This window comes from Lentzea sp. NPDC006480 (assembly GCF_040611995.1).
Lineage (GTDB): Bacteria > Actinomycetota > Actinomycetes > Mycobacteriales > Pseudonocardiaceae > Lentzea.
Genome location: NZ_JBEXPJ010000008.1, coordinates 37,112 through 50,300 on the forward strand (window position 1 = coordinate 37,112; position 13,189 = coordinate 50,300).

Below are 13,189 nucleotides of genomic sequence, written 5' to 3' on the forward strand. Positions count from 1 at the left end.
TCCAGAAGGAAGTGCGTGAAGGCGTTCGCAGTTGATGATACCGAGTCTTATCACTGGGCCGGGGCGAACGGCACCAGCACCACGGTGATGTTGTCGTGGCCGCCGGCCTCCAAAGCCACCTTCACGTACTCGTCCGGCCCCGACCCCAGCAGCGGCTGCAGATCTTCCGGCTGCGGCCGGTAGTTGTGCAGCCCGTCCGAGCACAGCACGAACACGCCAGGCCCAGTCGGCTTCAGCGTGACCACCTGCGGCTCCACCCGCCCGGCATCCGCGCCGATCCACCGCGACAGCACGTGCGCCCGGCGGTCCGTGCGCGCCTGCTCCTCGGTCAGCACGCCCTCCGCGACGAGCTGCGCGGCCCACGTGTCGTCCGTGGTGAGCTGCTTGGAGCCCTCCTCGGCCAGCCAGTACGCGCGCGAGTCGCCGACCCAGCCGATCGTCACCGACGTCTCCGTGACCAGCGCGGAGACGAACGTGCAGGACGGCGCGACACCCCGGCCACCGGCTTCGAGCGGCTCGTTCTCGACCAGCTGCTCGACCGCGAAGCACGACGCCGCGACGGCGTCGATCATCGCCTGCTCCGGGTCAGCCGTGTCGATCAGCGCGTTCAGCAGCACGTCCACCGCGGCGTCGGCGGCGGCCTGCGAGGCCTGCTCCGCGCGTTCCGACGAGGCCACGCCATCACAGACGACCGCGGCGACACCCTTGCCCGCGACGTGCCCGAACGCCATCGAGTCCTCGTTGCGCGCCCGTCGCTTGCCCCGGTCCGAGACACCCGAGACCGCGCCGAGCGTGTACTCCACCCGATCGCGCGCCGACGGCTGATGACGGCCGCACTGGGTGCAGTAGTCCTCGTCATCGATGTCGGGCGACCCGCACAGGATGCACGAGGCCTGCGCGGGACCGGTCGGCCCGCCCAGCGGCGTGCGGCGGACCAGCAGGTTGCGCCCGCAGGCCTCGCAGAACCGGTCCTCCTGCGCGACGGGCGCGAGGCACTCCGGGCACTTCAGGGTGTCCATCAAACCAACGTCCTAGGCCTTACCGCGTTCGCGCGGTCCACCAATGCGATCCGTTCCTCCGGCGTGGCCGCGAACCGGGCAAGCGTGCGGTAGCGCGCCTCTAGACCCAGCCGAAGCTCGTGTTCGGAGAGTGCACAGTCCAGCACCTTGCCCTCGGCGGCCTGATTGCGGGTCACGTAGTCGTACGCCGCCTCCAGCACCTCCGCCGACAGCTGGGTGTGCGAATGGACGTCGATGTCCAAGGCGTGCAACCGTTCCCCGGCCGCGACGAGGTCCTCCGCGGCGCAGTCGCCGAGCTGCGCGCGCACCGCCGCGATCTGCGCCGCCAGGTGTTGTGAAGAAGTGTCCGGAACGGACAGCAGTACGTCGACCGCTCGCTGGCGATCCCCGCAGGCGAGCAGCACGCGCGCCAGTCCGAACGCCGCCGACACGTACGCGTGGTCCGTGCGCCACACCAGCTCGTACCAGCCCGCCGCCGCCTTCAGATCGCCCGCGGCCTCGTAACACGCGCCGAGCGCCAGCTTCGGCGCCGCCTCACCCGGCACCGCCGAGCACACCGCGTCGAAGAACCCCCGCGCGTCCTGCGCGCGTTCGTCGGTCAGCGCGGCCAGGCCCCGGTACCAGTCCGGCCGCCAGTCCTCGGGGTCCAGTTCGGACTCGTCGAACATCGACGGCGTCGTGAGCGCCTCCAGCTCGCGCAGAGCGGCCTCGGTGTCGCGGGACTCGATCAGCACCCGCACGATCCGCAGCCGCACCTCCACGGTGTAGTCCGGTGCCTTCCGCAGCCCGGCCGGATCGGACGTCGTCGCCGTCGCCAGCCACGACGCGGCCGCGTCCGAGGTGCTCACGCTCGGTGCGGGCAACGCCAGCGCGACCTCCGCCAGATCGAGTGAACCTTCGACGCCGAACCGGCGGCGTTCCGGCGTGAACTGCCGCGACGGGCCCGGCCGCTGCACGCCGTCCTCGATCGCCAGCACCTCGCGCAGCACGCCCGTGAGCTGGTCCGCCATGTCCTCGGCAGAGGAGAACCGCAGCTCAGGGTTTGGATTGGTGGCGCGCAGCAGCAGTCGGTGGAACGACTCGAAGCGCCCCAGCAGCGGTTCCTCGTCGACCGTCGGCAGCCGGTCCTTGCAGCGGCCGCGGAAGTCGAACGGGAAGCTCATCACCGCCAAAGCTCGCCCGATCGTGTAGATGTCGGAGAAGACCGACGGCCCGATCGTGCCGATCTCCGGCGCCTGGTACCCGACCGTGCCGTAGATGGGGGAGTGGTGGTCGTCGATCCGCCGCACCGCGCCCAGGTCGATCAGCTTGAGCTGCTCCTCGGTGTGGATCATGTTGTCCGGCTTGAAGTCGCAGTACAACAGCCCGACACCGTGCAGATAGCCGACCGCGGGCAGGATCTCCAGCACGTACGCGATGGCCTGCGCGAGCGGCAGCGCCTCGTCACCGCGGCCCTCCTTGCGCCGGCGCGTGATCATGTCCTTGATCGACTCGCCGCCGACGTACTCCATCACGATGTACTCGACGAGCTTCCCGGTCTCCCGGTCCTCGTGCCGGATGAAGTTGTGGATCTTCACGATGTTCGGGTGCTCGACCTCGGCCAGGAACCGCCGCTCGGCCAGCGCCGCCGCCATCGCGTCCGCGTCACCCGAGTCGAGCAGGCCTTTCAGCACCACCCACCGGTCGCTCACCGCGTGGTCCAGCGCCAGGTACAGCCACCCCAGGCCGCCGTGTGCGAGACACCCCAGCACCTCGTACTGGTCGTGCAGCACCTCACCCGGCGCGAGCTTCGGCGTGAACGAGTACGCGTGCCCGCACTGCGGGCAGAACCCCTCCACCCGGCCCGGCTTGCCGTCCTTGCGCCGCCCGACCTTCTTGCCGCACTTCGAGCAGAACCGCTTCGCCTCCGGAACCTCGGGGTTCTCCAGCACCGCGGTCTTCGGATCCCGGTACGGCACCCGCGGCACCTCGACCAGACCCGCGCCCAACCGGCCACGGCTCATCGACCGCGCGCTGCCCCGCCGGGTCCGGCCCGAGTTCGAGCGCGAGGCCTCCTGCGACACCGACCAGGGCGCGGTCCCCGGTGACGTCGCGGGCCCCGTGACAGGAAGATCCAGATCCTCGGTCATCTCGTCACCCCCTAATCCCGATAACGAGCGACGGGCGGCGCTGGTGCCGGACCCAGCGTGTTCAACCAACGCCAGTAGATCCCGCTCCACACGCCGTTGACCCGCATCTGCTCCAGCACACCGTTGACGAACCGGACGAGGTCCTCCTGGCCCTTGGGGATTCCGACCCCGTACGGCTCCTCGGTGAACCGCGACCCGACCACCTCGGTGTACGGGTCCTGCGCCGCGAGCCCCGCCAGGATCGTGTCGTCGGTCGAGATCGCGTCCGTCTGCCCCTGCTGCAGCATCACCATGCAGTCGGTCCAGTTCGGCACGCTCACCGTCGTCTTCACCCGGCTCACGACGTTGTTCAGCGACGTCGACCCGGACGCCACGCACACCCTCTTGTCCTTGAGGCTGTCCACCCCGGTGATGCCGGAGTTGCGGCGCACCAGCACCCGCTGCCCGGCCTGGTAGTAGACCTGCGAGAAGTCCACGTCCTTGAGCCGGTCACACGTGATCGTCATCGTCCGCACCACGACGTCCACGTCGCCTTTTTGCAGCACGCCGATGCGTTCCGCCGCCGTGACGACCTTGAACTGGACCTTCTTCTCGTCGCCGAAGATCGCCTTCGCGAGCTGCCGCGCGACGTCGACGTCGAAGCCCTCCAGCTCGCCGGTGAACGAGTTGCGGAACCCCATCAGGTACGAGTTCTGGTCCACGCCCGCGATCAACCGGCCGCGCTTGAGGATGCGTTCCATGTTCGAGCCCACCGGCATCTGACCCGCGGGCGGCACCGGTCCCGGCCGCAGACTCGCGGTCGCGTCGCACGAAGGAGCTGGACCCGCAGTGCTGCTCGGGGCAGCCGTGACCGTGCTGGCGTTGGCCGGTTGGGGCGCGGGTGCACTGCGGGGGATGACCTCGCTCGGCGCCGGACCCGCCGAACAAGCGCTGAGCAGCATCACCGCTGCGAGAGTGAGGCGCCTCATCGGTACTCCTTGAGCCGCTGCCACAGTCCCATCGTCGATCCGACCGCGCTGATCACCGCCAGCACCAGCACCCCGACGACCGTGCCCGCGAGCGACGCCCGCGCCACCGCCACCTCGTCGCTGAAGTCCTGCCGCGCCTCGCCGATCGCCCGCACCAGGTCGGTGTCCAGCGAGTCGAAGTACGGGTTGTCGATCAGCGCCACCGCGTCGTTGTACTGCCCGGCGTCGTCGGCCTCGCGGATGCGCTGGTGCACCTGCTGCCACTGCCGGAAGTGCCGCATCGCCTGGTCGACGGCGTCGGTGTTGTCGAGCTGTTTCGCCTGGTCCAGCAGCTTCTCCAGATTCTGGGACACTTCGACGTAGTTCTTCTCGTACGTCTGGCCCGCACCCCGCGCGACCAGCGTCAGCGTCTCCTCGCCCCGCGCGGTCAGGGTCGCGATCCGCGCCTGCGCGAGCACGTCGACCTTCTCCGACGCCGTCCGCGAGTCCGCCACGTCGTTGATCACCAGCACCGACACCGTCGTCGCCCACAACAGCGACAGGCCCGCCGCCCCGGTCGCGATGAGCAGTCCGACGTTGAGCAGCCGGTTCGTCTTGCGGGTCAGGTAACGCTGCGTGAGGACCAGGGCGATCACGAACGCCAGCGCGACGCACAGCGAACCCCACGGGAAGTTCGCCTCGCGCTGGGCCGCGGCGACCCGGTCCGTCTCCGCCCGGTACAGCTCCTGCGCCGCCGGCAGCAGCTGCGTGCGCATCAACCCGGACGCCTCGCGCAGGTACGCCGCACCCACCGGGAAGCCCTGCCGGTTGTTCGTCCGCGCGGTCTCGATCAGACCCGTGTAGACGGGCAGCTGGGCGGCCAGCGTCGCGGTGAGGTCGGGCGAGGAGGCGGTGGCCACCGAGAGCGCGGCCTGGGCCTGGGCGATGTCCGCCTCGTAGCGATCCCGCAGCTGAGGAGGCTCCAGGCCACCGGACAGGAACGCGCTCGCGGCCGTCGCGTCGGCGTCCTGCAACGCCCGGTAGACCTCCTGCGCGGCGTGCGCGAGGGGTTCGGAGCGGGTGGCCAGGTCGTCGAGTGCCCGTTCCTGCCGGCTCACGCTCCACGTCGTCAGCGCGCCGCTGGCCAGGCTCGCGATCGCGAGCACCAGGATGATCAGGCTCAACCGGCCCGGTGTCGACCGCGCGAGACCGGTGACCCGGCGCACCAGCGCCTGTCGCGGCTGCGAGTCGATCACCACGAGCGGGCCTCCCTGTGGCGGTTCCGGTCACGCACAATGGTGATCGTCACCACGGCGCGTGGCGTAACTGTAGGCACCCGTGCGGCACCGCGTGGGAATTAGCGGCTCATCCCGTGAGGTGTCATCAGCCCGTAACCGCGTAGATCAGCTTCGGCGCCCGTCAGGGTGGTCCCGACGGGGGCCGAGCAGACCTGTCAGGGGTGGTTGACCGGGACGTTCTTCGTGCAGCAGGTGACGCGGTCGCCGCAGTCGCCGGACGAACTCTCGGGACACGGCCTAGCCCACCGTAGATCGGGTGATCAGATCAAGACGGGTGCTGAACGAGTCCCAGGAACTGCTGGGAGAGCGACCCCGCCCGCGTGATGTGCTCCTCGAACTCGTCCAGAACGCGCGCCGTGTGCGGATCGAGGTCCGGACCGGTACGAACGCGGCGGGCGACGTCGATCCCGGCGAACGCGAGCATCGTCATCACCCCGCTGAGCATCTCGGCCTCCTCGCGGCTGGCCGGTCCTTCCGCTGACGTGGCGTCGTGGAGGTACGTCAGCGCCTCCCAGACCCTGCGCCGTCCGTCCTTCGTGATCGGCTCGTTCGTCACTGCGGCTCCCCGTGTCGTGCGGCGACCAGCTGGTCCACCCCGTCCAGGATCATCTCCAGGCCGAACTCGAACGAGTGCTCCGGGCTGAACGCGCTCTGGTGCGCCTCGCCGACCGCGCCGCCGACCCGTGCCGCGACGGGGTAGCGCGCCGGGTCGAACACGGTCATCAGGAACGGCGCCGCCGCGTCCCACCACTGCTGGTCGGTCAGCCCCGTCTCCTGCTCGGTCAGCGCCGCCGCGGTCAGGCCCCTCGCCGAGGTCTGCACGTGACCGAGGACGAGGTTGAGCACCGAGTCCATCTCGACGTCGGTCAGGCCGATGCCCTCCAGGCCGCGCAGCTCGAAGTCGTACTTCGCCGCCACCTGCGGGCCCAGCACCGTGCGGGACGGCGCGACCTGCAGCAACCACGGGTGCTCGCGGTAGAGCGCCAGGTTCTCCCGCGCCACGTAGGTGAGGTGATCGCGCCAGGTCCCGGCCGGCTCGCGCCCGGTCACGGCCTGGACGGTGTCGACCATGACGTCGATCAGCTCGCCCTTGCCCGGCACGTAGGTGTACAGCGACATCGTGCCCACGCCCAGCGCCTCGGCCACGCGCCGCATCGACAGCGCCTTGAGCCCGTCGGCGTCGGCGAGCCGGATGCCCGCCTGCACGATGCGGTCCACGCTCAGGTCGGGCTTGCCCTTCCTGGACACCCGCTCCTGCGTGCGCCACAGCAACGCCAGCGTTCGCGCCGGGTCACCACTGCCCGTGTGTTCGATCACGAGCGCGACCCTACCGTACCGTATCGTGTACGGTACAAGGTATGTTCGGGGAGTTGCGTGGAAAAGCCCTGTTCGAAGCCTTACCCGACGCGCTGAACGACACCGGTTACTGGGGAGTGGCCACGGCAACGGCGCTCAACCTCGTCGCGCGCGGCCGGATCGTGCCGAGCGTGACCGACGACGGCCGCGACACCTGGCGGATCGGACCGCTCGACCACACCGACGAGCTGCACCTGCGGCAGCTGGCGGCGCACGGCGACTACGACGAGCTGCGGCGGTTCCTGGACGCCGTCGCGGACGTGTTGCCACGTGGTGGGGCGGAGGGAGCGTTCGCGAGCGCTGAACCCCGGCTGGTGCCGGAGCTGAAGGCCTGGGCGGACGAGCAGGTGAAGCTGTCGTTGCGCATCGAGACGACCGATGACCTGCGGCTCCGGGCGATCGTCCAGGTGCGGGCCATCACCGACCCCTATCCGCGCGACGTGCGCGGCTCCGGGCGCGAGCTCGACGCGATCCGGGCGATCGGCCGCTCCACCTGGCCGCCGTTGCAGCGGCTGCTCGACCAGGCCGACCTCACCGACGACGAGGTCGCCGAGCTGCTGGAAACCGACATCGAGGTGCACTGGCCGAAGAACCTGACCACGACGTTGTCCGCACGGGCCGTCATCGGTGAGCCGAGCGGCCGGTTCCAGGCCCGCGACCTGCTGACGTTCGACTGGCAGCTGGCGCTGGGTGGTTCCGCGCTGACCGACGCCGAGATGGACGTCATCGCCGAAGCCAGCCGGCCGGTCGTGCGGCTGCGTGACCAGTGGGTGCTCGTCGATCCCGCGGTGAAGAAGAAAGCCCACCGGCAGCTCGACCCGATCACCGCTGTTCAGGCCGTGACCGCGGCGCTCGCCGGCGTGGCGGTCGTCGACGGCGAACAGGTCGAGGTCGCCCCGCACAGCCTCACGACGGCGATCGGCGCGATCCCCGAGATCCCGGCACCCGCCGACCTGCGGGCAAAGCTGCGCGACTACCAGCTGCACGGTCTGCGGTGGCTCGCCCACATGACGTCGCTCGGGCTCGGTGCGTGCCTCGCCGACGACATGGGTCTCGGCAAGACCATCACGCTGATCGCCCTGCACCTGCACCGGCAGCACGAGAACTCGACGCTCGTCGTCTGCCCGGCCTCGCTGCTCGGCAACTGGGAGCGCGAGATCCACCGGTTCGCGCCCGGCACGCCCGTCACCCGCTACCACGGTCCACAACGGACGCTCGCCACCGACGGCATCGTGCTGACGACCTACGGCACCATGCGCCTGGACGCGGAGACGTTGCGCGGCCACGAGTGGGGCATGGTCGTCGCGGACGAGGCCCAGCACGTCAAGAACCCGCACTCCGGCACCGCCAAAGCACTTCGCTCGATCCCGCCGGTGCACGCGTCGCGCTCTCGGGCACTCCGGTGGAGAACTCGCTGTCGGAGCTGTGGTCCATTCTGGACTGGACGACACCGGGCCTGCTCGGCACGCACCGCGCGTTCCGCACCCGCTGGCCCGAACCCGACGACACGCTCGCCAAGGTCGTCCGGCCGTTCCTGCTGCGCCGCCGCAAGTCCGACCCCGGCGTCGCACCCGAACTGCCGCCCAAGACCGAGACCGACCTGCCCGTCTCGCTCACCACCGAGCAGGTGGCGCTGTACGAGGCGCTGACCAGGGAGACGCTGGAGCAGATCGCCACGAGCGACGGCATGGCGCGCCGAGGCCTGGTGCTGAAGCTGCTCACCGGACTCAAGCAGATCTGCAACCACCCGTCGCACTACCTCGGCCACTCTTCTCTGCAGGGCACGTCCGGCAAGCTGGAGCTGCTCGACGAACTGCTGGACACGATCGTCGCCGAGGACGGCTCGGTGCTGATCTTCACCCAGTACGTCGGCATGGCCCGGCTGCTCGAACAGCACATCAAGCAGCCCACCCGGTTCCTGCACGGCGGCACCCCCGTTCCGCGCCGCGAGCAGATGGTCGACGACTTCCAGCAGGGCCGCGCGCCGGTGTTCCTGTTGTCGTTGAAGGCCGCCGGCACCGGGCTCAACCTCACCCGCGCCGACCACGTGATCCACTTCGACCGCTGGTGGAACCCGGCCGTCGAGGACCAGGCCACCGACCGCGCGTACCGCATCGGCCAGACCCGCCCGGTCCAGGTGCACAAGCTCGTCACCGAGGGCACCGTCGAGGAACGAATCGCCGCACTGCTGCAGGAGAAGCGCTCGCTCGCCGACGCCGTCCTGCACGGGGGAGAGGCCGCCTTCACCGAACTCACCGACGCCGAACTCGCCGAACTCGTCCAGCTCAGGAGCCAGTGATGACCGCACGCGGCTTCTCCGCGTTCCCCAAGGTGAAACGCCGCGTCGCCACGACGTGGTGGGGCAAGGCCTGGGTTCAGGCCCTCGAAGACACCGCCCTCGACAACGCGATGCTCCGCCTCGGCCGCCGCTACGCCCACGCCGGCGTCGTCGGCCCGATCACCGTCAGCCCCGGCCTGCTGCACGCGTCGGTCCACGACTCCGGAGCCGTCCACAGCACCACCGTGCGGGTGCCGGTGCTCACCGAAGTCCAATGGGGACGGTTCCTCGACCGCGTCGCCGAACAGCCCGGTCACATCGCCGCCTTGCTGGGCAACGACATGCCGCGCGATCTCGTGGACGCCGCCGCGGCGTCCGATGTGGACCTGCTGCCGGGCATCGGCGACCTGGAACCTTCCTGCGACTGCGAGGGCTGGGAGCTCCCGTGCCGGCACGCGGCCGCGCTCGCGTTCCAGGTCGGCTGGCTGCTCGACGCCGACCCGTTCGTCCTGCTGCTGCTCAAGGGAAAACCGGAACAAGAACTGCTCGACGCGCTGCGGCACCGCGTCGCCGGACCCGTCGGGACCAGAACACCTGTGGTGGTTTCGCTCGAACCCGCAGGTCAGCTGCCCGCTCGTCCCGGACTTCCGGCCACCACACCTGTGGTGCTCGCGGTCGAGCCGCCACCCGGATTCGACGCCGCGGCACTGACCGCGCTGATGGAGACCGCCGCGAACAGGGCACGGGCGGTGCTGCGTTCGGGCATCCTCGAAGAGTGATCACCGAGAAGCAGAAGATGATGACCGGCGAGCTGTACCAGGACTCCGACCCCGAGCTGGTCGCCGAACGCCGGCGCGCGCAGCAGCTCGTCGACGAGTTCAACGCCACCCGCTCGCACGCGGTCATCGAGAAGCTCTTCGGTTCGATCGGCGCCGGCTCGTGGGTCATGCCGCGGTTCCAGTGCGACTACGGCTACCAGATCCACCTGGGCTCCAACAGCTTCCTCAACTACGACGCGATCCTCATGGACTGCGCCACGATCACCATCGGCGACGACGTCTCCATCGGCCCGCGCGCCCAGCTGCTGACCGCCCTGCACCCGATGGAGGACCACGAGGCCCGTCGCCGCCGCTTCGAGACCGCCGCGCCCATCACGATCGGGAACAACGTGTGGCTCGGCGGCGGCGTCATCGTCTGCGCGGGCGTCACGATCGGCGACAACGCGGTGATCGGAGCCGGTAGCGTCGTCACCCGCGACATTCCCCCGCGCGTCCTGGCCGTCGGCAACCCGTGCAAGGTGATCCGTGAGCTATGAGCGTTCCCCGGCCGAACCGCTGATCCTGCTCGGCCTGACCGCGATCGCCCTGGTCGCGTCCGGCATCAACCCCTACAGCCGCGGCACCTGGTACCTCGAAGTGGCCCCGGTCCTCATCGGCGGGGCCGTGCTGATCGCGACCTACCGGCGTTTCCGGCTGACGCCGCTGCTCTACCGGCTGATCTTCCTGCACGCGCTGGTGCTGATCCTGGGCGGCCACTACACCTACGCCCGCGTGCCGCCGGGCTTCTGGGCGCAGGACCTGTTCGACCTCGCGCGCAACCACTACGACCGGTTCGGCCACTTCGTGCAGGGCTTCGTGCCCGCCCTGCTGACCCGCGAACTGCTGCTGCGCCGCACCCCGCTGCGGCCGGGCGGCTGGCTGTTCGTCCTGGTCGTGGCCGTGTCCCTGGCGTTCAGCGCTTCGTACGAGCTCCTCGAATGGGCGTCGGCGGTCATCGGGGGCTCAGCGGCGGACGACTTCCTCGGCACCCAGGGCGACGTCTGGGACACCCAGTGGGACATGTTCATGGCCCTGCTGGGAGCGCTTGCCGGGCAGCTGACGTTGTCGCGGGTGCACGATCGGCAGCTCGCCCGTGAGCTTTGAGCAGGCGATCGCGCACGTCGCCGCGCGCTCGGCGGGTGGTCCGATGCCGCGTGACCTGCGGGTCACGGTGAACTTCCACCCCGGCCGCGGCGTGCTCGCGAAGCTGGCGGAGGAAGGCGTGTACCGGTCGCAGTTCGAGACCGGTACCAGCAACGGCGGCCTCACCGCGCACCCCGGCGGTGCCCGCTGGGAGTGGGAGAGCCGGCTCTTCGGCGGCGCCTACGACCACGCTCACCCCGCCGAGCGGCCGAAGTACGGCGCGCTCAACCACCGGAAGCTCGCGCAGGGTGGTGCACCGAGGTTCGGCTCAGCGCACCTGCGGCTGAAAGAAGACGTCCTCGACCGGACGACGTTCTGCTACCCGGACAGCGTCTTCGACCCGGTCGACTTCGGCACCGCCGAACGGTTCGCGCTGATCGAGCTCGCCGACGCCGACGACCGCGATCCGCTCGACAACTACGTCGAAGCCCACGTCCACGGGCCGGTCACGCTGGACGACGTCGAAGCCGTCGTGCTGGATCCGAGCTTCGAGAGCATCGAGCTGCCGTGCGAAGTCGAGTGCCACGCGGGCTTCCGGCTGTCCACTGAGGAACTGCTGGTCAACGCTGACTACCGCACACCGGAGTCCGTCGCGCTGGGGCTGGAGATCGCGGAAGACGGCGTGATCACCCCGCACCTGCTCGACCACGCCGACGCGCCACCGCAGGTCGTGAAGCACCTGTGGCACCACCTGGCGCGATTCGGCTACAGGTAGGTCGCGGCCAGCCGCCGCACCACGTCCGTGACGTGCGCGCGCAGCTCAGGAGGCGAGAGCACCTCGACCTCGCCGCCCATCCGCAGCAGCATCCCGGCCGCGTGCCCGATCGACTCGATGGGGATCGTCACCCGCACCCACTCGCCCTCGTCCACCGCCGACTCCGAGGCCGCCCGTGCGACCACCGGCAGGACGTTCGACGCGAACGACTCGAAGCCATGGGCGGTCAACCGGATCACCGCCTCGCCGGTGTACTGCCGGGCCTGGAAGTCCTCCAGCGACGCGGTCCAGTGCGCCGCAAGATCAAACCCGGCGGGCCGCTCGAACGTCGTGTCCAGCACCGTGACGGCCTGCATCTGCGACACCCGGTAGGTGGAGATCCGCGACGAGCCCTGGGCCACGAGGTACCAGCGGCCCGCCTTCAGCACGAGCCCCAACGGCTTCAGCGTCCGCGTCACGTCCTCCGGCGACTGCCACCGCCGGTACGAGACCTCCAGCAGCCGTGAACGCCACACCGCGTCCGCCACGAGCTCCAGGAACGGCGAGCGCTCCGGGTCGTAGTACCAGGCGGGCGCGTCCAGGTGGAACCGCGACGCCATCCGCGAGGCCCGGTCGCGCATCGACGACGGCAGGGCGGCCATCAGCTTGAGCTGCGCCGCCGACACCGCGTCCCCGAGCCCCAGTTCGGCCGCCGGACCCGGCAAACCGGCCAGGAACAGCGACTCCGCCTCCTGCTCGGTCAGCCCGGTCAGGCGTGTGCGGTAGCCGTCGAGCAACTGGTACCCGCCGGCCGGTCCCGCGTCGCCGTACAAAGGCACACCGGCGGCGTGGAGGGACTCGACGTCGCGGTAGATCGTGCGGACCGACACCTCCAGCTCGTCGGCCAGCGCATGCGCGGTCATCCGCCCCTTCGCCTGCAGCAACAGCAGCAACGACACCAACCGGCTCGCACGCATGGCGGAGACACTGCCACAGGTTGTCAGGGTTAGCTCATACGTTCGACGCATGGCTTTCTACGAAAAGCACCTGGCGGTGAAGGAACCGCTGGTCATCGCGGGTCGGCACGTCAAGCGCTACGAGGTCGTCACGCCCGGCCTCGTGATCACCGACGACATCCGCGCGGCCGCCTACGCGTTCCTGCCCACGATCTACCCCGACTTCGCCGACCCGACGCCGCCCGCCACGGTCACGGTGTTGCACCGCAGCTCCGCGGGCATGTACCTCAACGCCTACAACTGGGTCTGGGACAACGTCCTGCACTGCCGCACCGCCGTGTCCGGCGACCAGCCGTTCCTCGGCTCGACCGACCCCGACCTCACGCACTTCAGCGTCATCCCCAAGGACCTCATCGGCTGCGTGTGGGAGCTGCCGCCGCTGTCGTACGAGCGCGACGCGTGGGTGCGGCACGTGCTGGAGCCCGACGAGCCCGACTTCGACTCCTACCTGAAGGACACGATGGCTGAAGGCTTGGTGGGCAGATGAGGGA

13 protein-coding genes and 1 pseudogene are annotated in these 13,189 nt (G+C 70.0%); 7 read left to right on the forward strand and 7 right to left on the reverse strand.

Features of this window, described 5'->3' with window-relative positions; genetic code table 11:
* Positions 1-50 precede the first annotated feature (50 nt).
* From ABZX92_RS05390 to ABZX92_RS05415, 6 genes are all read right to left on the reverse strand, one after another.
* Positions 51-1,019, reverse strand: coding sequence for a protein phosphatase 2C domain-containing protein (locus tag ABZX92_RS05390; RefSeq protein ID WP_355554331.1), 969 nt, complete (start codon positions 1,017-1,019; stop codon positions 51-53).
* Positions 1,019-3,148, reverse strand: a complete 2,130-nt coding sequence (locus ABZX92_RS05395) for a tetratricopeptide repeat protein (protein WP_355554333.1) — start codon at positions 3,146-3,148, stop codon at positions 1,019-1,021. The genes ABZX92_RS05390 and ABZX92_RS05395 overlap by 1 nt, the downstream gene beginning before the upstream one ends.
* 11 nt (positions 3,149-3,159) lie before the next feature.
* Positions 3,160-4,116, reverse strand: a complete 957-nt coding sequence (locus ABZX92_RS05400) for a transporter substrate-binding domain-containing protein (protein WP_355554335.1) — start codon at positions 4,114-4,116, stop codon at positions 3,160-3,162.
* Positions 4,113-5,354 carry a hypothetical protein gene (locus ABZX92_RS05405; RefSeq protein WP_355554337.1) on the reverse strand — a complete coding sequence of 414 codons (1,242 nt, stop codon included), beginning with the start codon at positions 5,352-5,354 and terminating at the stop codon, positions 4,113-4,115. The genes ABZX92_RS05400 and ABZX92_RS05405 overlap by 4 nt, the downstream gene beginning before the upstream one ends.
* 304 nt (positions 5,355-5,658) lie before the next feature.
* Positions 5,659-5,949, reverse strand: a complete 291-nt coding sequence (locus tag ABZX92_RS05410; protein ID WP_355554339.1) for a hypothetical protein — start codon at positions 5,947-5,949, stop codon at positions 5,659-5,661.
* Positions 5,946-6,710 (reverse strand): TetR/AcrR family transcriptional regulator, encoded by a 765-nt coding sequence (locus ABZX92_RS05415; RefSeq protein ID WP_355554341.1) that lies wholly within the window; start codon positions 6,708-6,710, stop codon positions 5,946-5,948. The genes ABZX92_RS05410 and ABZX92_RS05415 overlap by 4 nt, the downstream gene beginning before the upstream one ends.
* 41 nt (positions 6,711-6,751) lie before the next feature.
* Between ABZX92_RS05415 and ABZX92_RS05420 the strand changes: the two are divergent.
* From ABZX92_RS05420 to ABZX92_RS05445, 6 genes and pseudogenes are all read left to right on the forward strand, one after another.
* Positions 6,752-8,056 (forward strand): annotated as a pseudogene (locus ABZX92_RS05420) (DEAD/DEAH box helicase); the annotation flags it as partial.
* Positions 8,057-8,151: 95 nt separating this feature from the next.
* On the forward strand, positions 8,152-9,048 hold the full coding sequence (locus ABZX92_RS05425) for a DEAD/DEAH box helicase (protein ID WP_355554343.1): 897 nt from the start codon (positions 8,152-8,154) through the stop codon (positions 9,046-9,048).
* Positions 9,048-9,806: an SWIM zinc finger family protein gene (locus tag ABZX92_RS05430; protein ID WP_355554345.1), complete on the forward strand. Its 759-nt coding sequence runs from the start codon at positions 9,048-9,050 to the stop codon at positions 9,804-9,806. The genes ABZX92_RS05425 and ABZX92_RS05430 overlap by 1 nt, the downstream gene beginning before the upstream one ends.
* Positions 9,803-10,342 (forward strand): sugar O-acetyltransferase, encoded by a 540-nt coding sequence (locus tag ABZX92_RS05435; protein ID WP_355554347.1) that lies wholly within the window; start codon positions 9,803-9,805, stop codon positions 10,340-10,342. The genes ABZX92_RS05430 and ABZX92_RS05435 overlap by 4 nt, the downstream gene beginning before the upstream one ends.
* Entirely contained in the window at positions 10,332-10,949 is a 618-nt protein-coding gene (locus tag ABZX92_RS05440; RefSeq protein WP_355554349.1) for a DUF2238 domain-containing protein, read from the forward strand. Before ABZX92_RS05435 ends, ABZX92_RS05440 begins: the two co-directional genes overlap by 11 nt.
* Positions 10,950-10,992: 43 nt before the next feature.
* Complete coding sequence (locus ABZX92_RS05445) at positions 10,993-11,703, forward strand: DUF3626 domain-containing protein (RefSeq protein ID WP_355554466.1); 711 nt, start codon at positions 10,993-10,995, stop codon at positions 11,701-11,703.
* On the opposite strand, the gene ABZX92_RS05450 is transcribed toward ABZX92_RS05445, so the two are convergent.
* Positions 11,694-12,659, reverse strand: a complete 966-nt coding sequence (locus ABZX92_RS05450; protein WP_355554351.1) for a YafY family protein — start codon at positions 12,657-12,659, stop codon at positions 11,694-11,696. The genes ABZX92_RS05445 and ABZX92_RS05450 overlap by 10 nt on opposite strands.
* Positions 12,660-12,708: 49 nt before the next feature.
* Between ABZX92_RS05450 and ABZX92_RS05455 the strand changes: the two genes are divergently transcribed.
* Entirely contained in the window at positions 12,709-13,185 is a 477-nt protein-coding gene (locus ABZX92_RS05455; RefSeq protein ID WP_355554353.1) for a hypothetical protein, read from the forward strand.
* The last annotated feature ends 4 nt before the right edge of the window (positions 13,186-13,189 follow it).

Excerpts from the sequence above, each read along its gene's own strand:
- ABZX92_RS05390 (WP_355554331.1), bottom strand. The coding sequence starts at position 1,019 with ATGGACACCCTGAAGTGCCCGGAGTGCCTCGCGCCCGTCGCGCAGGAG.
- ABZX92_RS05395 (WP_355554333.1), bottom strand. The coding sequence starts at position 3,148 with ATGACCGAGGATCTGGATCTTCCTGTCACGGGGCCCGCGACGTCACCG.
- ABZX92_RS05400 (WP_355554335.1), bottom strand. The coding sequence starts at position 4,116 with ATGAGGCGCCTCACTCTCGCAGCGGTGATGCTGCTCAGCGCTTGTTCG.
- ABZX92_RS05430 (WP_355554345.1), top strand. The coding sequence starts at position 9,048 with ATGACCGCACGCGGCTTCTCCGCGTTCCCCAAGGTGAAACGCCGCGTC.
- ABZX92_RS05445 (WP_355554466.1), top strand. The coding sequence starts at position 10,993 with ATGCCGCGTGACCTGCGGGTCACGGTGAACTTCCACCCCGGCCGCGGC.
- ABZX92_RS05450 (WP_355554351.1), bottom strand. The coding sequence starts at position 12,659 with ATGCGTGCGAGCCGGTTGGTGTCGTTGCTGCTGTTGCTGCAGGCGAAG.
- ABZX92_RS05455 (WP_355554353.1), top strand. The coding sequence starts at position 12,709 with ATGGCTTTCTACGAAAAGCACCTGGCGGTGAAGGAACCGCTGGTCATC.